26 protein-coding genes are annotated in these 23,738 nt (G+C 66.4%); 15 read left to right on the top strand and 11 right to left on the bottom strand.

Translation table 11 applies throughout. The features are described from left to right. Positions 1-187: 187 nt before the first annotated feature. Both BUR94_RS12355 and BUR94_RS12350 read right to left on the bottom strand, forming a co-directional pair. Entirely contained in the window at positions 188-901 is a 714-nt protein-coding gene (locus BUR94_RS12355) for a hypothetical protein (RefSeq protein WP_074256518.1), read from the bottom strand. A gap of 61 nt (positions 902-962) precedes the next feature. Continuing rightward, positions 963-2,033, bottom strand: coding sequence for an integrase family protein (locus BUR94_RS12350; RefSeq protein WP_074257713.1), 1,071 nt, complete (start codon positions 2,031-2,033; stop codon positions 963-965). Between the two features lie 265 nt (positions 2,034-2,298). Between BUR94_RS12350 and BUR94_RS20925 the strand changes: the two genes are divergently transcribed. Then, positions 2,299-2,463: a contractile injection system protein, VgrG/Pvc8 family gene (locus BUR94_RS20925; protein WP_245794456.1), complete on the top strand. Its 165-nt coding sequence runs from the start codon at positions 2,299-2,301 to the stop codon at positions 2,461-2,463. A gap of 491 nt (positions 2,464-2,954) precedes the next feature. Here BUR94_RS20925 and BUR94_RS12340 read toward each other — a convergent pair whose 3' ends face one another. Beyond that, on the bottom strand, positions 2,955-3,863 hold the full coding sequence (locus BUR94_RS12340) for a LysR family transcriptional regulator (protein WP_074256517.1): 909 nt from the start codon (positions 3,861-3,863) through the stop codon (positions 2,955-2,957). A 96-nt stretch (positions 3,864-3,959) separates the two neighbouring features. Here BUR94_RS12340 and BUR94_RS12335 point away from each other — a divergent pair, with 96 nt between their 5' ends. From BUR94_RS12335 to BUR94_RS12315, 5 genes are all read left to right on the top strand, one after another. Next, complete coding sequence (locus BUR94_RS12335) at positions 3,960-4,256, top strand: DUF2218 domain-containing protein (protein WP_074256516.1); 297 nt, start codon at positions 3,960-3,962, stop codon at positions 4,254-4,256. A gap of 105 nt (positions 4,257-4,361) precedes the next feature. After that, positions 4,362-5,204 carry a nuclear transport factor 2 family protein gene (locus BUR94_RS12330; RefSeq protein ID WP_084193022.1) on the top strand — a complete coding sequence of 281 codons (843 nt, stop codon included), beginning with the start codon at positions 4,362-4,364 and terminating at the stop codon, positions 5,202-5,204. 129 nt (positions 5,205-5,333) lie between these two features. Continuing rightward, positions 5,334-5,744, top strand: a complete 411-nt coding sequence (locus BUR94_RS12325) for a nuclear transport factor 2 family protein (protein WP_245794454.1) — start codon at positions 5,334-5,336, stop codon at positions 5,742-5,744. Positions 5,745-5,814: 70 nt separating this feature from the next. Next, positions 5,815-6,660, top strand: coding sequence for an NAD(P)H-binding protein (locus tag BUR94_RS12320; protein WP_074256515.1), 846 nt, complete (start codon positions 5,815-5,817; stop codon positions 6,658-6,660). A gap of 85 nt (positions 6,661-6,745) precedes the next feature. Beyond that, positions 6,746-7,342, top strand: a complete 597-nt coding sequence (locus BUR94_RS12315; protein ID WP_074256514.1) for a protein-methionine-sulfoxide reductase heme-binding subunit MsrQ — start codon at positions 6,746-6,748, stop codon at positions 7,340-7,342. Positions 7,343-7,416: 74 nt separating this feature from the next. Here BUR94_RS12315 and BUR94_RS12310 read toward each other — a convergent pair whose 3' ends face one another. Continuing rightward, positions 7,417-8,160 carry a GntR family transcriptional regulator gene (locus tag BUR94_RS12310; RefSeq protein ID WP_074256513.1) on the bottom strand — a complete coding sequence of 248 codons (744 nt, stop codon included), beginning with the start codon at positions 8,158-8,160 and terminating at the stop codon, positions 7,417-7,419. Positions 8,161-8,366: 206 nt separating this feature from the next. Here BUR94_RS12310 and BUR94_RS12305 point away from each other — a divergent pair, with 206 nt between their 5' ends. The 9 genes from BUR94_RS12305 to BUR94_RS12265 all read left to right on the top strand — a co-directional run bounded on the left by BUR94_RS12305 (position 8,367) and on the right by BUR94_RS12265 (position 17,142). After that, the gene (locus tag BUR94_RS12305) at positions 8,367-9,377 is read left to right on the top strand and encodes a TRAP transporter substrate-binding protein (RefSeq protein ID WP_084193021.1); all 1,011 of its coding nucleotides are present in this window, start codon (positions 8,367-8,369) and stop codon (positions 9,375-9,377) included. 50 nt (positions 9,378-9,427) lie between these two features. After that, positions 9,428-9,967: a TRAP transporter small permease gene (locus BUR94_RS12300; RefSeq protein WP_074256511.1), complete on the top strand. Its 540-nt coding sequence runs from the start codon at positions 9,428-9,430 to the stop codon at positions 9,965-9,967. Further along, the gene (locus tag BUR94_RS12295; RefSeq protein ID WP_074256510.1) at positions 9,964-11,325 is read left to right on the top strand and encodes a TRAP transporter large permease; all 1,362 of its coding nucleotides are present in this window, start codon (positions 9,964-9,966) and stop codon (positions 11,323-11,325) included. The genes BUR94_RS12300 and BUR94_RS12295 overlap by 4 nt, the downstream gene beginning before the upstream one ends. 25 nt (positions 11,326-11,350) lie before the next feature. Continuing rightward, a complete protein-coding gene (locus BUR94_RS12290; RefSeq protein WP_074256509.1) occupies positions 11,351-11,962 on the top strand; it encodes an RICIN domain-containing protein in 612 nt (203 codons plus the stop codon). A 61-nt stretch (positions 11,963-12,023) separates the two neighbouring features. Beyond that, entirely contained in the window at positions 12,024-13,463 is a 1,440-nt protein-coding gene (locus BUR94_RS12285; protein WP_074256508.1) for an aldehyde dehydrogenase family protein, read from the top strand. Further along, positions 13,460-14,278, top strand: coding sequence for a glutathione S-transferase family protein (locus tag BUR94_RS12280; RefSeq protein WP_074256507.1), 819 nt, complete (start codon positions 13,460-13,462; stop codon positions 14,276-14,278). The genes BUR94_RS12285 and BUR94_RS12280 overlap by 4 nt, the downstream gene beginning before the upstream one ends. Positions 14,279-14,296: 18 nt before the next feature. Further along, the gene (locus BUR94_RS12275; RefSeq protein WP_074256506.1) at positions 14,297-15,049 is read left to right on the top strand and encodes an SDR family NAD(P)-dependent oxidoreductase; all 753 of its coding nucleotides are present in this window, start codon (positions 14,297-14,299) and stop codon (positions 15,047-15,049) included. Between the two features lie 235 nt (positions 15,050-15,284). Beyond that, positions 15,285-16,289 carry an ATP-grasp domain-containing protein gene (locus tag BUR94_RS20725; protein WP_175570470.1) on the top strand — a complete coding sequence of 335 codons (1,005 nt, stop codon included), beginning with the start codon at positions 15,285-15,287 and terminating at the stop codon, positions 16,287-16,289. Continuing rightward, positions 16,282-17,142: a class I SAM-dependent methyltransferase gene (locus BUR94_RS12265; RefSeq protein WP_175570469.1), complete on the top strand. Its 861-nt coding sequence runs from the start codon at positions 16,282-16,284 to the stop codon at positions 17,140-17,142. The genes BUR94_RS20725 and BUR94_RS12265 overlap by 8 nt, the downstream gene beginning before the upstream one ends. On the opposite strand, the gene BUR94_RS12260 is transcribed toward BUR94_RS12265, so the two are convergent. The 7 genes from BUR94_RS12260 to BUR94_RS12235 form a co-directional block, all read right to left on the bottom strand. After that, complete coding sequence (locus BUR94_RS12260; RefSeq protein ID WP_074256503.1) at positions 17,128-17,556, bottom strand: hypothetical protein; 429 nt, start codon at positions 17,554-17,556, stop codon at positions 17,128-17,130. The two genes, BUR94_RS12265 and BUR94_RS12260, sit on opposite strands and share 15 nt — an antisense overlap. Next, positions 17,546-19,054, bottom strand: coding sequence for a tripartite tricarboxylate transporter permease (locus BUR94_RS12255; protein WP_074256502.1), 1,509 nt, complete (start codon positions 19,052-19,054; stop codon positions 17,546-17,548). Before BUR94_RS12255 ends, BUR94_RS12260 begins: the two co-directional genes overlap by 11 nt. Before the next feature lies 1 nt (position 19,055). Then, positions 19,056-20,045 carry a Bug family tripartite tricarboxylate transporter substrate binding protein gene (locus tag BUR94_RS12250; RefSeq protein WP_139301275.1) on the bottom strand — a complete coding sequence of 330 codons (990 nt, stop codon included), beginning with the start codon at positions 20,043-20,045 and terminating at the stop codon, positions 19,056-19,058. 157 nt (positions 20,046-20,202) lie between these two features. Then, a complete protein-coding gene (locus BUR94_RS20720; RefSeq protein WP_175570468.1) occupies positions 20,203-20,361 on the bottom strand; it encodes a hypothetical protein in 159 nt (52 codons plus the stop codon). A 14-nt stretch (positions 20,362-20,375) separates the two neighbouring features. Beyond that, positions 20,376-21,725 carry an amidase gene (locus BUR94_RS12245; RefSeq protein WP_084193017.1) on the bottom strand — a complete coding sequence of 450 codons (1,350 nt, stop codon included), beginning with the start codon at positions 21,723-21,725 and terminating at the stop codon, positions 20,376-20,378. Beyond that, on the bottom strand, positions 21,715-23,133 hold the full coding sequence (locus BUR94_RS12240) for a TRAP transporter large permease (RefSeq protein WP_074256500.1): 1,419 nt from the start codon (positions 23,131-23,133) through the stop codon (positions 21,715-21,717). Before BUR94_RS12240 ends, BUR94_RS12245 begins: the two co-directional genes overlap by 11 nt. Further along, positions 23,130-23,714: a TRAP transporter small permease subunit gene (locus BUR94_RS12235; protein ID WP_074256499.1), complete on the bottom strand. Its 585-nt coding sequence runs from the start codon at positions 23,712-23,714 to the stop codon at positions 23,130-23,132. The genes BUR94_RS12240 and BUR94_RS12235 overlap by 4 nt, the downstream gene beginning before the upstream one ends. Between the last annotated feature and the right edge of the window lie 24 nt (positions 23,715-23,738).

Here is a 23,738-nt window from a genome sequence, read left to right as displayed (position 1 = left end):
ATTTCCGAGCATCTAGGATCGTGTCCAGAGTCTCTCGATCAGCCAGCGTTTGTCCCCGTCCACTAACGCCAGGTGGAAGATCTCCCGAAAGCAAGAACACAAACTTGTGCCGTTCGGGCGGTGGATGTGTTACGAAACGCGGCGCCAAAACCTGCACGCTATCGTACGCATGGACTCCTAAAGTGGATTACTGCGCGCGAACGGCATCCAAGTAAGAACCTGGAACCGGCCCTGGGCCAAAGTGAGCAAGGCCTGCCAGCTCTTCGTCGCTCCAACCCATGAGATTTTCAATTACGGGCTCAAACTCCAGATCGAGTTTCTTCGGCGGCCCCTTCTCCCATTGGCTTGGGGGGTAAAAATCCAAGGTGTGCCCGAACTTCCTGAACACAAGAATGCGCCCAGACCTGAAGGCTTCCGGCCACGCCGTCTCTCGAAGATCATTGAGGAGAGCCATTGCGGCCCTTACCGCTTGGGCCAGATTGGGATCGGAGCCCAGTTTTCTCTTCAGAGCGCTATAGCCGCCCGAAGACGTCTCTTCTTCGTCCGAGGGCCCATCGACGAGCACTGCATGTTCAAGTGCCCGGACGATGGCTTCGCACGCGGACCGCATCTCCGACCACCCTGAAGCGTCGGAAGAGATGACGTGTCTGAGAAACTCCCTGCGCAGTTCCGAAAATCCGAAGATCCAGCCGAACTTTCGTTTCGATGGATCAAGATCGGGGTGCCCCTCGCTTCGGACGGCCCGCCTCAAACTCGTTAGTCGCTCCTGAGTGATAAATGGGTCACCCAACTGTTCAAGAAGCCAAGGCGCCTGGATCCTGAGAGCCGCCACCGTGTCATCACCCTCAACTTCACGCTGCTGCAGACTGACCTCGAAGTGGTCCGTGATGGTTTCGAGCATGGACTTTGGCTTCGGCACGGCGGTTTCCCAGTGAGTGATGGTCGGCTGTGCCGAGGCACGATTACATACGAGCACGCAGTTCAGTACAGACAGTTTCCATGGAAGGCCGGAGCGCGTCCAGAGACGGACGCGTGTAGCGCTGCCCGGTAATCGACAGTGGCGTGTGGTTCAGAAGTCGGCCGACGATCTCCTCGAGCACGCCGGCCTCCATTGCCACCGTCGCGAACGTCCGTCGATGCGCGTGCGGCGACCATGCCATGCGCTCCGGCATAGTCAGGTGACCCGCAGAAGACTTTGGTGACGGGAACACCCATTGGCGGCTCAAGCCACGAAGCGGAGCAAGGATTTCATGGTGATGCTGAGTGATGGGAAGATCGAAACTTCGTCCATTCTTGGTCATCGGGAGGTGGATGCGGTCCTCGTGGACGTTCCTCCATTCGAGGTTGAAGGCCTCAGACTTCCGAAAACCTGTGAACAGGATCAACTCGTAGAAGACCTTGTGGATCGGGTTGTAGAGATCGTCCACTCTCTTTCGCCAAGCCTCGAGGTCTTCGATGATCTTTCCATTCGGCTTCTCTTCGTACCATTCGATCGCCATGGTTGGTGACTCCGGCAGATCATGGGATCGCCTTGCGTGGTTCCAAACGGTCCGGAAACTGCGGAGCACGTGGTTCGCGCCGGATGGTGTAGAAGCCATCGATCGATGTCGGTCGGCGGCCATTGCCTTCGAAATCTCGTCGAGGGGTAACTTCAGCCAGTCTCTGAGGTGAAGGTCGAACTGCTGACGGAGATTGCGCTTCTGTGCCTCGGAACGAAGCTTGGGGCGCATGAGGTAAACCTCCATCGCCCGCTCCAGCGTCGGCGCTCCGATCTGGATTTTCTTGCCGGCCCCTCTGCCCCACTCCAGGGCGAACCCCAACGCGGTCTGGCGCGCGGCATCCGCAGAGATCACCGGGAAGCGCCCGATGAGAACGCGCTTCGTCTGACCGCCGATGTCTTTCTGATAATACCATGTCTTCGATCGTTTCCCGACGAAGAGGACCAAGCCCTTCACCTCGTTGTCCCAGTGCTTCTCCGTGCCCTGTTTGGACTGGGGTAACTTGCGTGCGTAGGTCTCAGGCAGCTTTGGCATCTTTGTCGGCTTTTTGTAGGTAAGCACCATCAACCACGGGCGACTACAGGCGACCATGTGAAAGACAGTTTTCAATCAAAAGAAAGCTTTAGCAAGCACCGACAAGCACGGATTACTGAGCGCATAGGTTTGGAAGGCTAAGGTCTTACCACTACACAACGCCCGCGCCGGTCGTATGGTGGCTATTTCATGGGGCGTTCATCGTCAAGCGGTATTCGGCGGGCCGGCGTCTCGACACCACGGCAAAGCGGGCGGAGTGCCGCCTTTGGCTGCAGAGGCTCACGCGCAGACCCACCGGCTCGACCTGGCCCAGAGCTACCCCAAGCTGGAATACACCGTGCAATACGGCGAGAGCGACCTCGCCTTCGCCTGCCGGATGATGGAGCGCTTCGGGGGCCGGGGGGCAACGAGCCGCGCGAGGTCGAGATAGGGCGCAAGGAGATTTTCGTTCATGCCAAGCGCGACCACAACCGGGTGAGACGGCGCGGTTTGTTCGGCTCCGTTCACCGCAGCCAGTGTTCCGATAGTGGCGGAGCGCCGTATCGACGGGTCGGCAGAAGGGCCACGCTGCAGGCGCAGGGCAGGGTAGGGTTGCCTCCCGCATGGCACTCCGTCGTGCGGCGGGGGGGGAGCTTTCCGGCGCGCTTGGCGGGTTCTGGATGCACAGGAGTCCGGGGAGGCGCGAAGCGGCCAGTACAATGGACCACTGTCTCGCCGGCGAAGGCCGGGGCAGGGAGTTCTCCTCGGGTCGGGTCAAGACTCTCTTCGCCACCTGGCCCTCATGAGCGACGCCCGCCGCCAATCCCCGGAACGGCATGTCCGTCCGGGGCAGGCGGAGTCACGGCCGTCACCCGGTTGGTGCAACGGAGCCCTGCTTCGGCGCTCCTGACGCAGGGTCGCGGTGGCGGGTCCTGGCGGCGGTCATGGGCCGGTCGCGTCGGCCACCATGTCGGCCTGCCACTCGGCGACGAAGCGGACGAAGAGCAGGGTCAGGCTCTCGCGGCGGGAGGTGTCGGGCCAGACGGCGAAGAACCCCAGGGGCACCAGCTGCCAGTCGGGCAAGAGGCGCACCAGCTTGCCTTCGGCCTCGCCGCGCGCGGCGAGGTGTTCGGGCAAGACCGTGGCGCCAAGGTTCTGACAGGTGAAGTGATAAAGCGCGTCGATACTGTCGGCCTCCAGCCGGGACTGGCCGACGACCTTTACCGTGTCGCCTGCTGGCCCGTGGAACGTGGTCGCATCGGAGCGGTGCTTGTAGCGCAGCCAGTCCCAGTCTTCCATCTCCGAGGGGTGGCCGGGGCGGGGGCGGCTGGCGGCATATCCTGCACCGGCCACCAATGCCCGCGCACTCTCGCCCAGCTTGCGCGACATCATCGAGCTGTCGTCCAGCCATCCGGCGCGGATGTTCACGTCGAAGCCGTCGTGCAGCAGGTCCGTGCGCCCGTCGGTGAAGCTGAGCGAGAGCGCGACCTGCGGATGCCGCCGGGCGAACTCGGCGATGGCCGTGGCCAGCGAGGACGACGACATGAAGGCCGGCATCGACACCCGCAGCGCGCCCACCGGGTCCAGCGAGAGGGCGTTCAGCTCGTTCAGCCCGCTTTCGGCGCTGCGCAGCATCTCGGCGACGCGGGCGTAGAACATGCGCCCCTCGTTGGTCAGCGCGATCTTGCGCGTCGTGCGGTAGAGAAGCGTCACGCCGAGGTAGGCCTCAAGCTCCGACACGGTCTCGCTCACGCGCGACGGGGCGAGGCCGATGGCCTTGGCCGCCGCCCGGAACGACCCTTCGTCGACGACCCGTGCGAAGATCGCCATGTGGCGCAGGTGCTCGATCATTGTTCTGCCTGTCCGAACTATGACTTCCGAATTCAGTGAATACCCCGATCAATGCGGCGGGGCTAGATGTTCCTTGCACCACGAAGGAACGACACCATGAAGGCCAGCACATTCTTCACCACCGAAAATGCCCAGCGTTACCTGGGCACGCTCTGCAAGCATTTCGGCCACAAGGTCCCGGTCAGCCATGAAGCCGGGTTCGGCCGGATCGATCTGCCCTTCGGAGCCTGCGAGTTGCGCGCCGAAGAAACCGGGCTGGCCCTGACCGTCACGGCCCAGGACCGTCCGACGCTCGACAAGACCGTCGAGGTCATCTCCAGCCATCTCGACCGTTTCGCCTTCCGTGAGAACCCCGAGCTGACATGGGCTTTCACCGAGGGCGCAACGGCCTGAGGCCCGCCCGCTCACACCTGTCCTACCCCGATGCATGCCCCGACGCGCCCCATCCCGGAGCGCGACCAGCGGGGGCATGTCCAACCCCCTCCGGAGGAGACCACAATGAAACTCACCCAACGTCTTGCATCGGCGACACTCGTCACCGCCTTGCCGTTCACGGCCCTGGCCGACAGTGCCGAGAACAAGGCGCTCGTGCTCGAAGCGCTCGAAAACACCCTGCTCGCGGGCAATGTCGAGGCGGTCGACCAGTACTTCGCCGAGGACATCATCCAGCACAACGAGATGTTCGCCAGCGGGATCGAGGCGCAGAAGGGCGTCGTCGGGTTTCTGGCCGGCAGCGGCACCTTCAAGGCCGACTACCTGCGCGTCATCGCGGATGGTAACATCGTGGCGGTGCATGCCCGCTACGAGGGCTTCGGCGAAACGCCGGTGATCGGCTTCGACGTGTTCCGCGTAGAGGATGGCAAGATCGCCGAGCATTGGGACAACCTGATCCCCGAGGCCGCGCCCAACCCCTCGGGCCGCACCCAGATCGACGGCGCGACCGAGATCACCGACCTGGACAAGACCGAGGCCAACAAGGCGCTGGTCGAGGAGTTCATCACCAAATCGCTGATCGAACATGCCGATGTGAACATCACCGATTACATCAGCCCCGTCACCTACCTTCAGCACAACCCGATGGTGGCGGACGGGCTGGAAGGCTTCGGCGCCTTCATGGCCCGGATGGCCGAACGGGGCATCACCATGGATTACTCGGAGGTTCACCAGGTGATCGGCGAGGGCAACTTCGTGCTGACCCTCTCCGAGGGCGCCCTGGGCGGTGAGCCGACCGCCTTCTATGACCTCTTCCGCCTCGAGAACGGGCTGATCGTCGAGCATTGGGACGTGATCGCGCCCATGCCCGGCCCGGATGCCCCGCATAACGAAGCCGGAAAATTCTGAGCGCAACCCGGCCCCCGGCCGAGCGCCGGGGCCAGCACGGAGCACGACATGAACCGCAGAACCCTACTGAAAACTTCGCTGGGCGCCTCGCTCGCGATCATCCTCGGACAACACGCAGGAGCACAGACAATGGACGAAACGACACAAGCCAGCTTCGATACCGTCATGGCCTTCATGGGCGCGATGGGATCGGGCGACATGGAAAAGATGAGCGCGCTGATGGCCGACGACATGGTCTGGCACAACGAGGGCGACGAGAGCCTGCCCTGGATCGGCGGTGCGACCGGCAAGGAGAACATCTTCACCTTCCTCGGCGTGTTCTCCGAGAATCTCCAGACGACCATGTGGGAAAACACCGATGCCTTCGCCTCGGGCGACACGGTCGCAGTCTTCGGCAAGATGAACGGCATCACTCCCCATTCCGGCAAGGAGATCGGTGAGTTCACCTTCGCCCTGCGCGCCAAGGTCCGCGATGGCCAGGTGGTGCTGTGGCATTGGTTCGAGGACAGCTTTGCCGTCAGCGAAGCCTATCACGGCTGACCCGCGCACCCTTGGCAGGGCCGCCCGCAACGGCGGCTCTGCCCACCGCATTTCTGCTCGAGGACATATCATGACCTACGCCGTTACCGCCGTCTCCGGCCAGCTTGGCGCCGAGATCGCCCGCAAGCTCATCGCCCTGCCGGGCAGCACCCCCGTGATCGGTCTGGCCCGCACGCCCTCCAAGGTCACCGACCTGGGCATCGAGCTGCGTCCGGGCGACTATGACAAGCCCGAGGAGTTGCAAGCCTCGCTCCAAGGGGTCGATGCGCTGGTGATCGTCTCCGGCATGGCCGCCCCCGAGGACCGCATCCAGCAGCACCGCAACGTGATCGAGGCCGCCCGCGCGGCCGGGGTGAAAAAACTGGTCTACACCAGCATCATTGGTCCCGAGGCCGGCACCCGCTTTTCTCCGGTGGTGCAGAGCAATCGCCAGACGGAGGCGGACATCCGCGCCAGCGGGCTGGACTGGGCCATCGGGCGCAACGGCATCTATATCGAGCCCGATGTCGAGTACATCGACAGCTACAAGGCGCGCGGCGAGATCGCCAACAGCGCAGGTGAAGGCCGCTGCGGCTACACCACCCGGTCGGAACTGGCCCATGCCTACGCCGCCCTGCTCACACGCAACGAATTGAACGGCGGAACCTACGACCTGAACGGCACGCCGATCACGCAAGACCAGCTGGCAGGCTACCTGAACCGCGCCTTCGGCACCGGGCTGACCTACCGCGAGATGACGGCGCAGGATTTCGTCGCCGACCGCACCGCCGAGCTGGGCGCGTTCATCGGCCCGATCATCGGCGGAATCTACGAGGGTATCCGGCAGGGCATTTACGACCGTCCCGGCGATTTCGAGGCCGTCACCGGCCGTCCGCACCAAGGCTGGGGCGACTATCTTTCCACCCTTCGCGCCTGAGCGCGACGGAAATGCCGCGCTGCGGCGTAAGACAGAAGACCTCCCACCGGCCGCCCGGCTGGCACTTCCGCGAAAGGCGACAGAAATGCTGTCACGACTCTCCCCCTTCTGGCTCTGGGCACTGCTGGCGCTGCCGGGCCTTCCGATCACCCTGGGCCTGATCAACGCGACCGACGCAAAGGCCATCCACGCGGCGCTGCACCCGACCGGCGAATTTGCCGCCCGCTTCATGATCATCGCCATGCTGGCCTCGCCGCTGGCGCTGGTCTTCAAGGGTTGGCGCGGGCCGCGCTGGCTGCAGAAGAACCGCCGCTACTTCGGCGTTGCGGCCTTCTTCTACGCGCTGGCCCATACCGTGCTCTACCTGGTAGACCTCGGCACCGTGCAGAAGGTCGTGGCCGACCTGCCGAAGCTCTATATCTGGACCGGCTGGATCGCCTTCCTGATCTTCGTGCCGCTGGCGGTGACCTCGTCGGACTACTTCGTGCGCAAGATGGGCCGCAACTGGAAGACCCTGCAGCGCGCGACCTATGGCGCCGCCGTGCTGACGCTGCTGCACTGGGCAGCCCTGCACGACTGGGGCGGCCTCGGCCCGGCGCTGGTGCACTTCGTCCCGCTCGGCCTGCTCGAGGCCTATCGCGTCTGGTACTGGTACCTGCGTCCGCGCCCCCAGGCGGCGTGAGGCAAGAGGCGGCCCGTCGGGGGCCGCCGTCAGCCGCCGGGTCCGGCCGCGCCTGCCTCCCGGGTCGGCGCGGCCTAGCCCTCCACTCCCGAATAGGCGATGAGATCGGCAACCGTCAGGTTTGCGTCGCGCTTTTCGAACATGCGGATGTACTCGAGCATCGTGTGCGAATGTTCCCGCATCATGCCCTCGGCACGGACGGCATCGCCCTTTTCGATCGCCTCCAGGATGACCCTGTGCTGCGCGTTGCCCAGCCGCAGGCGGAACAGCCCGCGTTCGCACTGATCCGGTTCCTCGAACACCGCCCGGTCGAAGACCATCGAGCCGACGGCGAGCATGGGAAGATGGCTGATCTGCTCGCAGGTGTAGCCGACGTAGTCGTTGCCGCAGGCTTTGAGAACCGTCCTGTGGAACTGCCGGTTGGCGGCCTGCATCTTGCGGATCACCTCGTCGTTGACGTGTCCTGTCTCGATGAGGCTGTCGATCGTGTCGACGGCGGCTGCCATGTCGGGCAGGTGATCTGCGCGGTCGGGGGCCTGCGCCATCAGCCGCGCGGCGAGGCTTTCCAGGTGCCCGCGCACCTGTACGGCCTGCAGGATGTCGTCGACGCTGGGGCTCTGGACGATATACCCGCGGCCCTCGTTGCGCCGGATGAGCCCCTCGCGCTCCAGCAGGCGCAGCGCAAGCCGCACCGGCGTTCGAGACACACTGTGGGTGTCGCAGAGCTGCGCTTCGGAGAGCCGTTCATCGGCGGCGTAGGTGCCGGTGACGATGTCGTTCCGGATGCGTGCGGCGAGTTCTGAGTCAATCGAGTCCATGAGCGCATTCACGCCATTTGGGATCCCAAAGTCAAGAGCACCGCGGGGTCATGGCCCCTGATTTGCAGAAATCACTTGATTTGGGATCCCTAATCAGTGTTGTCTGACCCCGACACGATGAGAATCGGTCGCGCGGGGCGAGCAGGTTTCGGGGTTGGGATCCCAAATCGCGCTGGCCCTTCGCAAATCCATCAAGGGAGGACACCATGACATTTGCACGATTGACCTCGGCCCTGGCGCTTGCCGCCGGCCTCGCCGCCTCTGCCGTGCCCCTGAGTGCCGAGGAGCTTTCGGTGGCGACCTTCGTGCCGCCGCAGCACCATTCGAACACGGTCATGTTCAAATGGTTCGGCGAAGAGCTCGAGAAGCGCTCGGGCGGCGACCTGACGATCAAGGTCTATCCGGCCGGTCAGCTCGGGGCCGGTCCGGTCCAGCAATACAAGCGCGCGGTCGAGGGCGTGGCCGACATCACCTTCGGGGTCTCCGCCTACACGCCCGCCCTGTTCCCCAAGACGATGCTGGCGATCCTGCCCGGCAAGGCCGAAAGCTCGCACGAGGCGACGGAGCGGATGTTGGCCGTCTTCGACGAGCACCTCGCCGACGAATACGAGGACGTGAAGGTGATCGCCCTGACCACCGCCGCCGGGATCGGCATTGCCGCCACCCGCGACGTGTCGACGATGGAAGGGATGCAGGGCGCCAAGATCGTGCCCTATGCCGCGCTGACCACCCCGATCGTCGAGGCGATGGGCGCCGTGCCCGTGCAGATGCCGGTGACAGAAATGTATACCGGCCTCAGCACCGGCACCATCGACGGGGCCTACTCCACCTACAACAACATGACCCCGCCCTGGAACTTCTGGGATGTCGCCTCGCATTTCGTGACCAATGTGCCCGTGCAGCATGCGGTGATCTTTGTCGTGATGAACCGCGAGCGCTACGAGGGGCTGAGCGACGAGCACCGCGCCATCATCGACGAGCTGGCCGGCGAGGCGGCCTCGCACAAGCTGGCCGAGAGCTTTGACGGGGCCGATGCGGCCTCCCTGGAGATGATGAAGGCCGCAACGGACAAATCCTTCGAGGTCATCGAAGTCTCGGCCGAAGAGCGCGCCAGGATGGATGCGGCGGTGGCCGAGGGCCTGAAGGCGGTCTTTGTCGATTACGCCTCGCGCGGCATCGACAACGCCGAAGCCATCTACAACGCCATCAACCAATGAGCCCGGCCTCGGGGCCGCCTGGCCCCGAGCCACCCCTGGGAGGGGACTCAATGACACTCAACCGCAGAGCCCCCGGCGTGACCGGGCTCCTCGATGCTGCCCTGACCTGGGTGGCGCTGGTCGGCGGCGGGCTGACGCTGGCCTTCATGACGCTGTTCTCGGTCTGGAACGTGCTGATCATGCGCAAGGCCCTGAACAGCCCCATCGTCGGTGCCGAAGACCTGCTGATCCTGTCGCTGGTGGTCATCGTGGCACTGGCAATCCCCTTCGGCGCCCGCAGCGGCGCCCATATCGAGATCGAGGTGCTCGACAGCGTGATGTCGCAGGGCTTTGCCCGCTGGTCGATGGTCCTGGTCAAGCTGCTCGCGCTCGCCCTGCTGCTGGTCATGGCCCGGCAGCTCTGGCACGCGGGCGACAGCGCCGAGAAGTTCGGCGAGACGACGCAGCAACTGCTGATCTCCTACCAGCCGTTCTACTACGCCCTCGCGGTTTCGATCGCGCTCTATGCCCTCGTGCTGGTGCTCGACATCGTCAGGCTGGCGCGCGGCGGCCAGATCAAACCCCTGAAAATCGACGGTGATCTGCAATGATCGACATGACCGTTCTTGGCCTTCTGGGTCTGCTCGCACTCTTCGTCCTGCTGGCGCTCAGGATGCCGGTGGCCCTGTCGATGCTGGGGGTCGGGTTCATCGGCACGGTGATCGCCAACACCAGCAAATACGTCGACGTGGGCATGGCGGCCGAGCAGGCCTGGGCGCGCGGCCTGAAGATCGCCTATTCCAACCTCGCCGGCGAGACATTCGAGGCCGCCTCCAACTTCAACCTCCTGGTCATTCCGATGTTCGTCCTGATGGGCAACCTGGCCGGGGTGTCGGGCATGTCGCAGGATCTGTTCAACGCGGCCTATCGCTGGATGGGGCACATGCGCGGCGGGCTTGCCTCGGCCACCATCGCGGCCTGCGCGGGCTTCGCGGCGCTGTCGGGGTCTTCGCTGGCCTCCGCGGTCACCATGGGCCGCGTCGCCCTGCCGGAGATGAAACGCTACAACTACGCCGACAGCCTCGCCACCGGATCGGTCGCGGCCGGGGGCACGCTGGGCTTTCTGATCCCGCCGTCGGGCGGCATGATCATCTACGCCGTGCTGACCGAGCAGAGCATCGGCCGCCTGTTCATGGCGGGGGTCTTTCCCGGCATCATCCTGACCCTGCTGTTCATCGGCGCGATCTACCTCGTCGTGACCCGCAACCCCGAGGCCGGCCCGCAGGGCGACCGCTCGAACCGGGCCGATCGCATGGCCTCGCTGGCGCGCGCGGCCCCCATCCTCGGCGTGGTGCTCGTCACCATCGGGGGCATGTACACCGGCTTCTTCACGCCGGTGGAGGCCTCTTCGGTCGGGGCATTCCTGACCCTGCTGGTGGCGCTGGCCCGCCGGTCGCTCTCTCTCGGCACGGCACGCACCGTGATCCTGCAAACCATGAACGCGACGGCGACGGTGTTTCTCATCATCATCGGGGCCTTCGTCTTCATCCCCTTCATGTCGCTGACCGAACTGCCCGCCGACCTGGTCACGCTGCTCACCTCGCTGCCCATCGGCGATGTCGGCGTGCTCCTGGTGATCATCCTGGCCTACATGTTCCTCGGCATGTTCCTCGAGAGCATGGCCATGCTGGTGCTGACCATTCCGGTTGTCATCCCCATCGCCATCGGGCTCGACTGGGACCTGATCTGGTTCGGCATCATCATCGTGATCGTGCTCGAGATGGGCATGATCAGCCCGCCGGTCGGCATCAACGTCTTCATCGTGAAATCCATCGCCCCGGATGTGCCGATGAACACGATCTTCCGCGGCATCTGGCCCTTCTGGTTCGCCATGGCGGCGATGATCGGCCTGCTCATCCTCTTTCCGCAAATCGCGCTCTTCCTGCCGCAGACGATCGTCGGCGGGTAGCTCCCCCCCCAAGGAAACACGCCTCATGACCAAAAGACCCCCCTCACTGGCCTGCGCCATCCTGTGCCTGCTGCCGTTGCAGGGCGCCGCGCAGATGGTCGAACCGCCCGCCCAGGGGGGCGCCGACACGGCCCCCTATGTCCGGGCGGCCCTGCCTCTCGATGAGCCGCGCCACCTGTGCATCGACCTGCCCGGCCATGGCGACCAGGTGGATCTTGCGGGGGCCTTCACCGTCCACACCTGCAAGGATGGCATGTGGAACCTCGATCAGCGGTTCGAATGGGTGGATGGCAACTCCCGGCTCCGGATGCCGCAATATGACAGGTGCCTTGCGGCAGACCCGCAACCGGGTGCCGACATCCTCCTCGCCGATTGCAGCGCGGAAACGGCGGTCTGGCAGTTCGAGAACGCCCGGCTGAAGCACAGGCAGGCCCCGGCGCTCTGCGTGACGATTGCCGACGAGAGATCCGAGCTGACGCCCGGCGGGCAGCGTTTCGAGACCCGCGCCCGCGCCCGGTCGCTGTCTCTGGAACCCTGCGACGAGAGCGCCATCGAGCGGCAGCTCTGGACCGTGACCCAGCCCTTGGCCCTTGAGTCGATGCTTCTGCCGCCCAGCGGAAGCCTGCCGCTCGAGTGACGCGACACGCGGTCCCGACGGCGAAAAGGAGTTCGTGATGATGCGCGATCAGGAGACAGAAATGGACACCATCAAAGACACCAGGCACCTGCGCCACTTCATCGGCGGCGAGTGGACCGAGGCGGCCAGGGGCGAGACCTTCGAGGTGCTCAACCCGCTGGATGACAGCCTCTATGCCCATGCGGCCCGTGGCAGCGCGGAAGACATGAACCGCGCCGTGACGGCGGCGAAATCCGCCTTTGCCACCTATCGCGACACCCTGCCGAAAGAGCGCGAGCGCTGGCTGCTGCGCGTGGCCGAGATCATGGAGGCCCGCAAGCAGGACTTGCTGGATTGCCTGATCGACGAGATCGGCTCTCCCGTCCAGAAGGCGATGTTCGAGTTCGACAAGGGCCTGACCATGGTGCGCGCCGCCGCGGGCCTGTGCCGCAACGTGCGGGGAGAGACCTTTCCCTCCGACCGGCCCGGCACGGTGTCCATGTCGATCCGCGAGCCGCGCGGGGTCGTGGCCGTCATCACCCCGTTCAACGTGCCCTTGATCAAGACGACGCGCCTTGTCTGCAACGCCCTGGCGTTGGGCAACACCGTCGTCCACCTGCCCTCGGAAATGGCGCCGCACCTGACGGTGCTGTTTGCCGAGATCGTGGCCGAAGCCGGGCTTCCTCCCGCGGCATACAATGTCGTTACCGGTTTCGGCCACGAAGTCGGCGATGCCCTGACCGGCCACAAGGACGTGAGTTTCGTCACCTTCACCGGCTCGTCGGTGATCGGCCAGCACATCGCCGAGGTCTGCGCCCGCAACAAGACCCCGAGCACGCTGGAGCTGGGCGGCAAGAGCCCGACCGTGGTGCTCGCCGATGCCGATCTCGACAAGGCCGTGCCGCTGGCGGCGCGCTCGATCTTCATGTTCGGCGGGCAGGCCTGCATCGGCTCCAGCCGCTTCTATGTCGAACGCCCGATCTTCGACGACTTCGTCAAACGCTTTGCAATGATCGCCGGCAAGGTCGGCATGGGCGACCTGCGCGACCCGTCGACCGTCATCGCGCCGATCATCTCGGAGCGCCAGCGCGCCCGCGTGCGAGCCCATATCGAGGATGCCGTGGCCAAGGGGGCGACCCTGGCCACCGGCGGCGGATGGGAGGGCAACCGCTGCCAGCCCACCCTGCTCACCGGGGTCACCGGGGAGATGACCGTCTGCCGGGAGGAGACCTTTGGCCCGGTCACCTCGATCTACCCGATCGAGAGCTACGAGGAGGGCCTGGCCCGCGCCAACGACACCGACTTCGGCCTGTCCTCGGCGATCTTCACCCGCGACATCGACAAGGCCATGCATTTCGCCCGCAACATCGGCGCGGGCATGTGCCACATCAACGGCCCCACCATCCATGACGAGGCCCACGTGCCCTTTGGCGGCAACGGCGAGAGCGGCGTTGGCCGTGAAGGCACGGATGCGGACATGGAGGCGATGACGGAACTCAAGTGGATCACGGTGCAGCTATGACCTTCACACTCTATCACCACGGCTCCTCCGTCTGCGCCGCCAAGGTGCGCTTTGCGATGGATGAAAAGGGGCTGCCCTGGGAGGGGGTCTATATCGACATCCTCAAGGGCGAGCAGTTCACACCTGAGTATCTGGCACTCAACCCCAAGGGCGTGGTGCCGACCCTGGTGCATGACGACACGGTGATCCCCGACAGCACCGTCATCATCGAGTATCTCGACCAGATCGCCCCCGAAACCAGCGTTCACCCGACGGATCCCTGGGAGCGGGCGCAGGCGCGCTACTGGACCAAGGCGGTGGATGAAGACCTGCACCCGGCCTGCGGTGCCGTCACCTTCGTCTGCTCGCATCGCCACACGGTGCTGAAGAACCTGGGCGAAGACGGGCTGAAGAAATTCCTCGCCTCGACGCCGCCGATGTCGGTCACCTCCAACTGGAAAGACCTGAAAGACAGCTACACCCGCTACGGCTTCGACGCGCCCGGCGCGGCGGAGAAGGTCAAGCTCTACGACAGCTACCTGAAAAAGATGGAAGCCGCGCTGGAGGGCAACGACTGGCTGGTGGGCAACCGCTTCTCCATCGCCGACATCGCGATGACGCCTTACGTCAACCGGCTGGCCATGATGTCGATGCGAAGCATGTGGGAGAACGGCCGCCTGCCCGAGGTGGAGCAATGGTTCGCCCGGATCGAGGCGCGGCCGAACTTCCAGCGGTGCCTGATCGACTGGGTGCCCGAAGACCTGACCAACGATCTGCGCGACAATGGCGCCAAGAGCTGGCCGGAAGTCGCAAGAATTCTCGAAATCGAAATCTGAACAAGGGGAGGGCACAGAATGGGCCGTCTGGACGGAAAAACAGCAGTCATCACCGGGGCCGCGCAGGGCATCGGGGCACTCATGGCCAAGGCCATGGCCGATGAGGGCGCCAAGGTGCTGGTCACCGACGTGCAGGACACCGCCGGGGCGGTGCAGGCGATCACCGATGCGGGCGGTACCGCCCAAGGCATGAAGGTCGACGTCACCAGCAACGACGACCTGAAGGCCATGGTCGAGAAGGCCAGGGCGATGGGCGGGCTGGATATCATGGTCAACAACGCCTCGATCTTTGCCACGATCACGCCCAAGCCGTTCTTCGAGATCGACGAGGACGAATTCGACCTGATCCTGCGCGTCAACACCCGCGGCGTGCACCAGGTGATGAAGGCCATCGTGCCGACGATGATCGAGGCGGGGGGCGGCAAGGTGGTCAATATCGCATCGGGCACCTTCTATTACGGCCCGCCGGGCCTGTCGCATTACACCGCCTCCAAGGCGGGGGTGATCGCGCTCACCCGCTGCCATGCCCGCGAGCTGGGGGACAAGAACATCCAGGTCAACGCCATCGCCCCCGGCCTGACCGAGAGCGAAGGCGTCAAGGGCAACCCCGGCTTCGACATGGGGCGCGGACCGACAGTGGCGTCGCGCTCGATCAAGCGCGAAATGCTGCCCGAAGACCTGCTGGGCACGCTGCTTTACCTCGCCTCGTCCGACAGCAATTTCGTCACCGGCCAGACGCTCAATGTCGACGGTGGCAAGGTCAACGTCTGAGGAGACCTGAGCGGCCCTGGCGCGATGCGCCGCCTGCGTCGCCGTGGAGCCTGGCGCGAGACCGATCGAGGCCGGCGGTCGTGGCGGCGCGATGCAGGCGGCGGCGAGCCCGGCATGAACCGGGTGGCGGAAGACAGGCGCCTTGCGGGGCGCGCCGCTTCGGCTGTCCTTCCGGGCGGATAAGGGTTAATTCTCCTGAACGCCGGGACCGTCGCGGGAGAGCCAGACCTCAATCATGATCGTAGTTCTCGTGAGCGACATGAACCGCTGGCCGATGACCCGGCTCCTGCGCACCGCCCGCGGGCGACTTCCGCCGATCTCCCTCGTCGATTACCAAACCGCCTTTCGCCGCCTGTCCGTCCCTGCGGGCAGCCTGGTGTTCACCGACTTCGACCTGTTGTCCTCCTTCGAGATGGACGCCGCCGGGAGGCTGGCCACGGCGGCGGCGCGGCAGGGGCTCAGGGTGCTCAATCATCCGGTGCGGGTGATGGAACGCCACGAGCTGCTCGCCAGCCTCCATGCACAGGGCCTGAACCCCGTGCAGGTCACCCGCCTCGAGGCGGGGGGCAGGCCCACACGCTTTCCGCTCTTCATCCGGCAGGAGGATGGCTGCCTGCGCCCGGACACGGGCCTGATCGAAAACGACGTCGCGCTTGATGCCGCGCTCGCCGGGCTGCGCCGCGCGGGCAAGACCATGAAGCGGCGCATTGCCGTCAGTTTCGAGAACCTCCGCGACGAAGAGGGTTTCTTCCGCAAGTATGGCGCCTTCTGTATCGGAGGGCGGATCGTGCCGCAGCACATCCTGCGCGACCGCGACTGGATCGTGAAGTCGCACCGCGCTCCGGACAGTGCCCGGTTCGCCGAGGAAGAGCTGGACTGGGTGCGCAGCAATCCGCACGCGGCGGAGCTTGCCCGCATCTTCGCCCATGCCGGCATCGACTTCGGTCGCATCGACTATGCCGTGGTGGAGGGCAGGATTGTGACCTTCGAGATCAACGTGAACCCTACCTTCCCCCGGTTTCGGGGCGGCAATCCGGCGCGCGAGGCGCGGCGCGGGCCGATCCTCGCCGCCCTGGCCGAGGCTTTTGCCGAGGTGGACACGGCCGATGCCCGCGGACGGCTCCGCTTTCAGCCCGATCCGGATGGCGCGCGCTACATCAAGCGCAAGCGTTGGAACCGGATCGAACGGCAGATGTGGAAACTGCGGATGGCCCTGCGCGACCGGAGGGGCGATGAATAACCCGCCTCCCGGCATGTCCGAGCTTCCCGAGATGGCGGCATTGGCCCTGCGCCTGGCAGACACCGGCTGCAGCGATGCCTGCCGGGAGTATCACGCGGTCTGGGGCTTCCTCAGGCTGTTCGGGCGGCTCCCTGCCGTGACCGCCGACCATGGCTTTCTGAGCCGGTCTATCGGCGAGGCGGTCGCGGCGGGCGCGCGCCGGGTGCTGGTCTGCGGCGCCGCCGACCACGGGTTGCTGGCCTATGTCCTGGCCGCCTTCGGCCCGACCGGCCCGCGCCCGGATGTCACCGTGATCGACCTCTGCCCGACACCGCTGGCGGTCTGCCGTGCCTATGCCGGGCTGCACGGCGTCGCGATCGCCACCGAGGCAACCGATGCGCTGCGGTTTCGCGCGGCTCCCTTCGACCTCATCCTCGCCCACAACGTGCTCAACTTCTTCGCGCCCGAGGGCCGGGCGGAGCTGGTGGCACGATGGGGCGCGTTGCTGGCGCCGGGTGGCCGGATCGTCTCCTGCACGACGCTCAAGCCCGGGGCAGCGCCGATGTCGCGCCGCTTCGGGCCCCGCGAGGCCGAAGGTCTGGCCCGACGTCTCGCCGCCGACCGCGCCGACAGCCCTCATGCCGGCCTCATCGCGGAGCCCCGGCTGCTGGCCCTGGCGGCCGGCTTCGCCGCAAAGCGGGTGTCCTGGAACGTCACCCGGATCGAGGAGCTCGAGGGGTATTTCGTGCAGGCCGGTCTGCACCCGGAGATGAGCATAGGCCGCAACCCCGGCGGGATGACCCGGACCAGCCAGGGCAAGAAGCAGCGCATCGGGGTCGTGGCCCGCCACGCCCAAGGCTCAGCTGCCAAGTAGCACCCCGCGCCAGAGCGTGATGTGCAGCGCCTCGCCGAAGAGCAGCCAGACCGTGGCGACCACCACGCCGGCATTGGCGAGCGCCGCCGGCAGCCGGGCCAGCCGCGGCGGCGCCGCGAGCGCGTGAGCGAAGACGAAGAGCCCGCCTCCCAGGGCAAAGCCGAAGAGCGCCACGGCGGCCAGCGCCACGGCAAACCACGCGAGGGCGCGCAGGTCGGTCAGGCTCCAGCGCCCCGACGGCAGGGAGGACCGGTGCCGAAGGGTGCCCAGCGCCACCACCCCTGCGAGGCCCAGCCCCGCGCCCGCCGCCAGAGCCGGTGCAAGCGCCACCTGCCAGCGGTATCCGGCAAGCTCCACCAGCGCGGCGGCGAAGATCAGCGCGAAGAGGGCGCAGAGAAGCAGGTCAAGCCGCATCGGGGCTCGCCCTCCGTCGCGCCGCCTTCGAGCCGCGCCTGAGCCGCCTGGACAGGTGCCACAGCGAGACGAAGAGCACGACGATCAGCAGAACCGACACCGGGCGGGCCAGAAATCCGGGGCCCCAGATGCTGAGCGACTTTATCAGCGCATCCTCGGCCTCGGCGCCAAGGATCAGCCCGATCACGAAAGGTGCGCGCGGCCAGTTCTGGCGCATCAGCGCATAGCCGAGCAGGGCAAGGCCGCCCATGACCAGGAAGGCCCGCCACTCCGTCGTGCTGATGTAGACGCTCGCCATGGCCAGCAGGTAGACATGGGGCACCAGCGTTCGGGGGTTGAGCCTTGCGATGCGGTTCAGCGGGCGGGCCAGCAGGATCAGGGCCGCCGCCGCCGCGAGGTTGGAGAGCGCCAGCGCCCAGACCATCGCCCAGACGAGCTCGCGATTGGCGGCCAGCAGCCCCGGGCCGGGCGAAACCCCCAGCGGCACCAGCGCGACCAGCAGGATCGCCATGCCCGAACTGCCCGGAATCCCCAGGAACAGGGTCGGCACCAGCGCGCCGCCTTCCTTGGAGTTGTTGGCCGCCTCGGGGCCGATCACCCCCTCCACCGTGCCCTTGCCGAACTGCTCGGGGCGCTTCGAGGTCTGCGCCGCGTGGCCATAGCAGAGCCAGGCCGCCACATCGCCGCCGAGGCCCGGGATGATGCCCACCAGGGCCCCGATCACCGAGCAGCGCAGGGTGAGCCAGCGGTGCCGCAGTACATCGAGAAGCCCGGCCCTGACCTGGCCTGCGCTGGCCTGCGCCTGGGCGCGGAGGCTCCGGGCCGAGGGCGGCTGCGGCCTGTTGCCGGCCGTCAGCATCTCGGGGATTGCGTAGAGCGCCAGCACGGCCGTCACCAGGTGAATCCCGTCTCCGAGAACCGCGCTGCCGAGGGTGAACCGTGGCGTCCCGAAGACGGGCTCGACGCCGACGAAGGCCACCAGCAACCCGAAGGCTCCCACGGTCAGCCCCTTCAGCATGCTGTCGCCGCTCAGAACCGCGCTGAACCCGATGCCGAAGAGCGTCAGCAGGAAGATCTCGGGATAGCTCACCAGCTGCATCAGGGCGAGGGCGAAGGGCACGATCAGCGCCAGCACCAGCGTGCCCACCAGCCCGCCCACCCCGCTCGCCAGCGCCGAGGCCGCCAGCGCGCGCACGGCCTCGCCGCGCCGGGCCATCGCATGGCCGTCGGCCACCACCGCCGTGCTCGGCCCGGTGCCGGGAATGCCCAGCATGATGGTCGGCGCGGCGGCCCCGGTGTGCACGACGGCATGGAGGCTGATGAGAAAGACGCAGCCGGCCAGCAGGTCCATCCCGGCGATGAAGGGCATCACGGCGATCAAGGCGATCTTGCCGCCGAGGCCCGGCACCGCCCCGAAGGCCATGCCGATCGGCACCGCGACGAAGAGCCAGGCGAGCGCCGCGGGATCCGCCAGGAGCGCATGGAGCCCGCTCAGCATGTCAGCGGTCGAGCACGGTCTTGATCAGCTCCTCGAGCCTGCGGGACTGGCCCAGCACGTCTTCGGCCAGCCTGTCCACCTCGGGGCCCGGCAGCGGGTCGAGGGGCATGCCCTGTTCCGCGGCCTCCGCCTTCAGGCCGGGATCGGCCAGCGCGGCGGCATAGGCCGCGCGCAGCTCTTCCAGCAGCTCCGGGTCGATGCCGGGGGCCGCAACGGTGATCCGGCCGAGTTCGGTGAGGGCGCCGATGGCCCTGGCGACGATCAGCGCGTCGCCCTCCAGCGCCAGGTCGGCGGCGCGGGGCACCCCCTCCAGGGCCGGGTCGGAGGGCTTGCCGAAGAGCAGCAAAGGCCGCGCCACGCCCGCCTCGACCAGGGGCGCCACGTTGCTCTCCGACACGAAGGAGCCCTGTACCTCGCCCTTCATCAAGGCGGCCTCGGCCTCGTTGCCGCCGAACCCCGGCACGATCTTCAGCCCGATCCCGAAGGCCATGTCGATCAGCGAAGTCTGGATGAAGGCCGAGCTGCCATGTGCGGAGGTCACGAAGATCAGCCCCGCCCCCTCGCGCCGCAGCGCCTCGAAACTGGTGATCCCGGTGGCGGTGGCCACCAGCAGCACGCGCGCCTCCGACGAAGCCTTGCCGATCCAGCGATAGTCCTGCAAGCCAAGGCCCAGGCCGCCGAGCTCGTTCATCAGGATCCCGGTGTTGAAGATCATGATCGCGCTGCCATCGGTCGCGTCCTTGAGGTCGCGCAGCGCCGAGACGCCGCCGGCGCTGCCACGGTTCACCGGCACCACGGTGACGCCGTCGAGATGGGTCTCCATGTAGCGGGCCACCAGCCTGCCATAGCGGTCGTAGCCGCCGCCGGGGTCGGAGCCGATCAGGTAGTCGATCCGGCCGGGCAGGGCGGGCCGGTCCTGGGCGGTGGCCGGGAGCGCAGCCAGAAGCGTGCAAATGAATGCAAGAAGTCCGGGGAGCAAAGATCGGTGCACGGCACATCCTTGTCGCTGGCGGAGCGCGGGTGTCAGGATGCAGCCTTCCCGCTCGCGCCGAGGATTTCAACCCTTCCTTGACGGGGAGCGACGGCCTCTGCCGCGATCCGGCGGGGCGGAGGGCCGAACTGCGGCGTGGAGCGGCCCGTGTCGGCCTTCAGCGTTTTCCGAAGAGCGAGGAGAGGAAGTCATAGGCGAGCAGCGCCAGCGTCAGGAGGATCACTGCCACCAGGTCGGGGCTGGGAACGCTGTAGGCCAGCACGCCGACGAAGGCGGTGAAGACGGCGAAGGCGAGGGCGGCGAGGATTGCGTTCATCTGTCGGGGTCCTTTCACGCGGTCATGCGGTCGTAGAGCCAGCGCGCCGTGCGCATCAGCCGGGCATCGTCGCCCCGCGCGGCGACCAGTTGCACCCCCATCGGCAGGCCGTTCGAGGCGGTCAGCAGGGGCAGGGTGATTGCGGGGGTGCCGCAGAGTGTCCAGAGGCCGTTGAAGATGGCATCGCCGGTCGAGTCGAGCCCCTCGGGCGCGGGGCCGGGGGCGGCGGGGCAGAGGATGGCGTCGCAGCGCGACAGGATCTCTTCCAGCGCGGCATTGAGCAGGCCGGGCCAGTCGAGCGCGGCGAGATAGTCGCGCGCCGGGGTCGTCGCGCCCTCGCGGATCGCCTCCAGCGTCGGCGCCCCGAGCCGGTCCGCGCCATCGCGCTCGTAGCGGTAGTAGTTGCGCGACATCTCGGCAAAGTTGATCCGCCGGCGCTGCGCGGCCGCCTCCTCGAAGAGCGCGGGCAGGGTCACGGCAAAGGCCTGCTCGCCCAGTTCTTCTTCCAGGGCGAGGAAGGCGTCCTTGAGGTCGTCATGCGCCCCGTCCCAGCCCGGCGGGCGCACCACGGCGAAGACCGGGGGCAGGGGCGGCTCGGAGGCCGCGCTGCGTGCCAGCGCCGGAAAGGGCGCGGGGCGGGTGGCGCTGTCGGCCGGGTCGTGGCCGAAGAGCACCTCGGCCAGCAGCGCCGCGCCGGCCGGGTCGATGGCGAACACGCCCAGCGTGTCGAGGGTTTGCGATTGCCGCAGCACGCCGCGCCGCGAGATCGTGCCGAAGCTGGGCTTGAACCCGGTCACACCGCAAAACGAGGCGGGCCGGATCACCGAGCCCGCGGTCTGCGTGCCCACGGCCAGCGGCACCATTCCGTCGGCCACCGCCGCCGCCGAGCCCGAAGACGAGCCGCCCGGCGTGCGGGCCAGGTTGTGCGGGTTGCGGGTGCGGCCCGGGTGCATGAAGGCCAGCTCGGTCGAAACCGTCTTGCCCATGAGGATCGCCCCCGCCGATTTGAGCTTCTCGACGATCGCGGCATCCTTCATCGGCACCCGTCCTGCATCGAGCGCGCAGCCGTTCTCGGTGGGCATCCGGGCGGTGTCGATCACGTCCTTCAGCCCCACCGGCAGCCCGTGCAGCGGCCCGATGGGGCGGCCCGCGCGCCGCATCTCGTCCATCGCCTTCGCCTGGTGGCGGGCGAAGCCCGCGTCGAAGAAGGCCCAGGCCCCGACCTCCGCCTCGCGGGCCTCGATCCGCGCGATGCAGGCCTCCACCAGCGTCACCGCGTCGAGCGCGCCGGAGGCCAGCCGGTCCCTCAGCGCCACCGCGCCGAGGGCCATGAGGCCTTGAGCCTGTGCCCCGTCAGCGGCCATAGAACAGCTCCGGCAGGTAGAACACGACCTGCGGGAAGACATACATCAGGATCATCGCCACGAAGACGCAGAACAGGAAGGGCATGACGCCCGAGAAGATCTGCGTCAGCCGCACCTCCGGAGGGGCGATGCCCTTGAGGTAATAGGCCGACATCGCCATCGGGGGCGTCAGGAAGCTGGTTTGCAGGTTGAGCGCCACCAGGATGCCGAAGAACAGCGGGTCGACCTCGAAGATCGCCAGTAGCGGCAGGAAGATCGGCACGAAGATGATGATGATCTCCGACCATTCCAGCGGCCAGCCCAGCAGGAAGATGATGAGCTGCGCCAGGATCAGGAACATCAGCGGCGAGAGGTTGAGCGACTGCACGAACTCCGAGATCACGTGCTCGCCCCCGAGGTAGGAAAACACCGCCGAAAACACGTAGGAGCCGACGAAGAGCCAGCAGACCATCGCGGTGGTGCGCACCGTCAGGTAGACGCTCTCGCGCAGCCGCTGCCATGTCATCGCCCGGTAGACGAAGGCCAGGAAGATGCCGCCCAGCGCGCCGATCGAGGCCGCCTCGGTGGGGGTGGCGAGGCCGAAGAGGATCGAGCCCAGCACCGCGAGGATCAGGAAGGCGAGCGGCAGGAAGGAGGTGACGATCATCATCCAGAGCTTGCCCAGCGGCATGTCGGGCACCTCGTCCTTGCTGGGTCGGGGCGCGACAGAGGGCTGCAGGATCGACCGGCCGATGACGTAGGTGAGATAGAGCCCCACCAGCACCAGCCCCGGCAGCAGCGCCGCCGCATAGAGCCGCACGATGGAGACGCCCGAGGCCGCCGCGTAGACGATCAGCATGATCGAGGGCGGAATCAGGATGCCCAGCGTGCCGCCGGCGCAGATGATGCCGCTGGCGAAGGAGGGGTTGTAGCGCGCCTTCAGCATCTGCGGCAGCGCCAGCAGGCCCATCAGCGTGACCACGGCTCCGACGATGCCGGTGGCGGTGGCGAAGAGCGCGCAGGTGATGAGCGCGGCCACGCCCATCGAGCCGGGCAGGTCCTTGGAGGCGATGTTGAGCGTGGAGAACAGCCGGTCGACGATGTTGGCCCGTTCCACGATGTAGCCCATGAACAGGAAGAGCGGCACCGCGGTGAGCACCTCGTTCGACATGACCGTGTAGGTCTGGTTCACGAAGAGGTCGAATATTCGGTTGTTCACGAAGCCTTCGAACCAGGTCGACCACGTGTCCCATGTGCTGGCGGTCTCGTCCAATCGGTCGAAGCTGCGCCACTGCCGGCGGGCGTCGAAATAGGCGTAGTAGCCAAAGCCGATGCCCATGGCCATCAGCGTGAAGGCGATGGGAAACCCGAGGAAGACGAAGACGATGAACAGCCCCAGCATCAGCAGGGCGATTTGCGGGTCCGTCATATGTGTGCGTCCTTCTCGGCCTCACTGGCCCGTTTCATCAGCAGATCTTCGGTCTCGAACACGTCTTCCTCGGCCTGCAGCCATTCGTTGGTGCGGATCGCCAGGAGGCAGCGGCAGACTTGCGCGATGCCCTGGATGAAGAGCAGGATGCCCGCGGCCACGATCACGGTCTTGAACTGGTAGATCGGCACGCCCGCCGGGCTGTTGATGCTGACCTCGCCGTATTGCCAGGACCGCGCGGCATACTTCCAGCCCGAGATGATGAGAGCCGTGACGCCGGGAAAGAAGAACAGGAAGTAGAGCACCAGGTCGAGCTTGGCCTGGGTCCGGGGCTGCCAGAGCCGGTAGAGAAAGTCGCCGCGCACATGCCCGCCGCGCGACAGGGTGTAGGCGCCCGCCATCATGAACATGGAGCCATACATGATGAACGACACGTCGAGCGCCCAGGCGGTGGGCGCGTTCAAGACGTAGCGCACGAAAACCTCGTAGCCGGTGCCCACGGCCATCAGGATGATGAGCCAGGCAAAGGCCTTGCCGAACCAGGCCGACAGGTTGTCGGCAAAGCGAATGAACCCGATCAAGGTTGTCCCCTTCCCAAAGTCAGT

The sequence above is a fragment of the Vannielia litorea genome (assembly GCF_900142295.1).
Taxonomy (GTDB): domain Bacteria; phylum Pseudomonadota; class Alphaproteobacteria; order Rhodobacterales; family Rhodobacteraceae; genus Vannielia; species Vannielia litorea.
This window is presented reverse-complemented; position numbering and strand designations above follow the sequence as displayed.

Coding starts and splice junctions, on each gene's coding strand:
- BUR94_RS12290 (WP_074256509.1), top strand. CDS start 11,351: ATGACCAAAAGACCCCCCTCACTGGCCTGCGCCATCCTGTGCCTGCTG.
- BUR94_RS12280 (WP_074256507.1), top strand. CDS start 13,460: ATGACCTTCACACTCTATCACCACGGCTCCTCCGTCTGCGCCGCCAAG.
- BUR94_RS12335 (WP_074256516.1), top strand. CDS start 3,960: ATGAAGGCCAGCACATTCTTCACCACCGAAAATGCCCAGCGTTACCTG.
- BUR94_RS12310 (WP_074256513.1), bottom strand. CDS start 8,160: ATGGACTCGATTGACTCAGAACTCGCCGCACGCATCCGGAACGACATC.
- BUR94_RS12275 (WP_074256506.1), top strand. CDS start 14,297: ATGGGCCGTCTGGACGGAAAAACAGCAGTCATCACCGGGGCCGCGCAG.
- BUR94_RS12315 (WP_074256514.1), top strand. CDS start 6,746: ATGCTGTCACGACTCTCCCCCTTCTGGCTCTGGGCACTGCTGGCGCTG.
- BUR94_RS12295 (WP_074256510.1), top strand. CDS start 9,964: ATGATCGACATGACCGTTCTTGGCCTTCTGGGTCTGCTCGCACTCTTC.
- BUR94_RS12350 (WP_074257713.1), bottom strand. CDS start 2,033: ATGCCAAAGCTGCCTGAGACCTACGCACGCAAGTTACCCCAGTCCAAA.
- BUR94_RS12330 (WP_084193022.1), top strand. CDS start 4,362: ATGAAACTCACCCAACGTCTTGCATCGGCGACACTCGTCACCGCCTTG.
- BUR94_RS12245 (WP_084193017.1), bottom strand. CDS start 21,725: ATGGCCGCTGACGGGGCACAGGCTCAAGGCCTCATGGCCCTCGGCGCG.
- BUR94_RS12265 (WP_175570469.1), top strand. CDS start 16,282: ATGAATAACCCGCCTCCCGGCATGTCCGAGCTTCCCGAGATGGCGGCA.
- BUR94_RS12240 (WP_074256500.1), bottom strand. CDS start 23,133: ATGACGGACCCGCAAATCGCCCTGCTGATGCTGGGGCTGTTCATCGTC.
- BUR94_RS12355 (WP_074256518.1), bottom strand. CDS start 901: ATGCTCGAAACCATCACGGACCACTTCGAGGTCAGTCTGCAGCAGCGT.
- BUR94_RS12305 (WP_084193021.1), top strand. CDS start 8,367: ATGACATTTGCACGATTGACCTCGGCCCTGGCGCTTGCCGCCGGCCTC.
- BUR94_RS12340 (WP_074256517.1), bottom strand. CDS start 3,863: ATGATCGAGCACCTGCGCCACATGGCGATCTTCGCACGGGTCGTCGAC.
- BUR94_RS12320 (WP_074256515.1), top strand. CDS start 5,815: ATGACCTACGCCGTTACCGCCGTCTCCGGCCAGCTTGGCGCCGAGATC.
- BUR94_RS20725 (WP_175570470.1), top strand. CDS start 15,285: ATGATCGTAGTTCTCGTGAGCGACATGAACCGCTGGCCGATGACCCGG.
- BUR94_RS12300 (WP_074256511.1), top strand. CDS start 9,428: ATGACACTCAACCGCAGAGCCCCCGGCGTGACCGGGCTCCTCGATGCT.
- BUR94_RS20720 (WP_175570468.1), bottom strand. CDS start 20,361: ATGAACGCAATCCTCGCCGCCCTCGCCTTCGCCGTCTTCACCGCCTTC.
- BUR94_RS12285 (WP_074256508.1), top strand. CDS start 12,024: ATGGACACCATCAAAGACACCAGGCACCTGCGCCACTTCATCGGCGGC.
- BUR94_RS12325 (WP_245794454.1), top strand. CDS start 5,334: ATGGACGAAACGACACAAGCCAGCTTCGATACCGTCATGGCCTTCATG.
- BUR94_RS12260 (WP_074256503.1), bottom strand. CDS start 17,556: ATGCGGCTTGACCTGCTTCTCTGCGCCCTCTTCGCGCTGATCTTCGCC.
- BUR94_RS12255 (WP_074256502.1), bottom strand. CDS start 19,054: ATGCTGAGCGGGCTCCATGCGCTCCTGGCGGATCCCGCGGCGCTCGCC.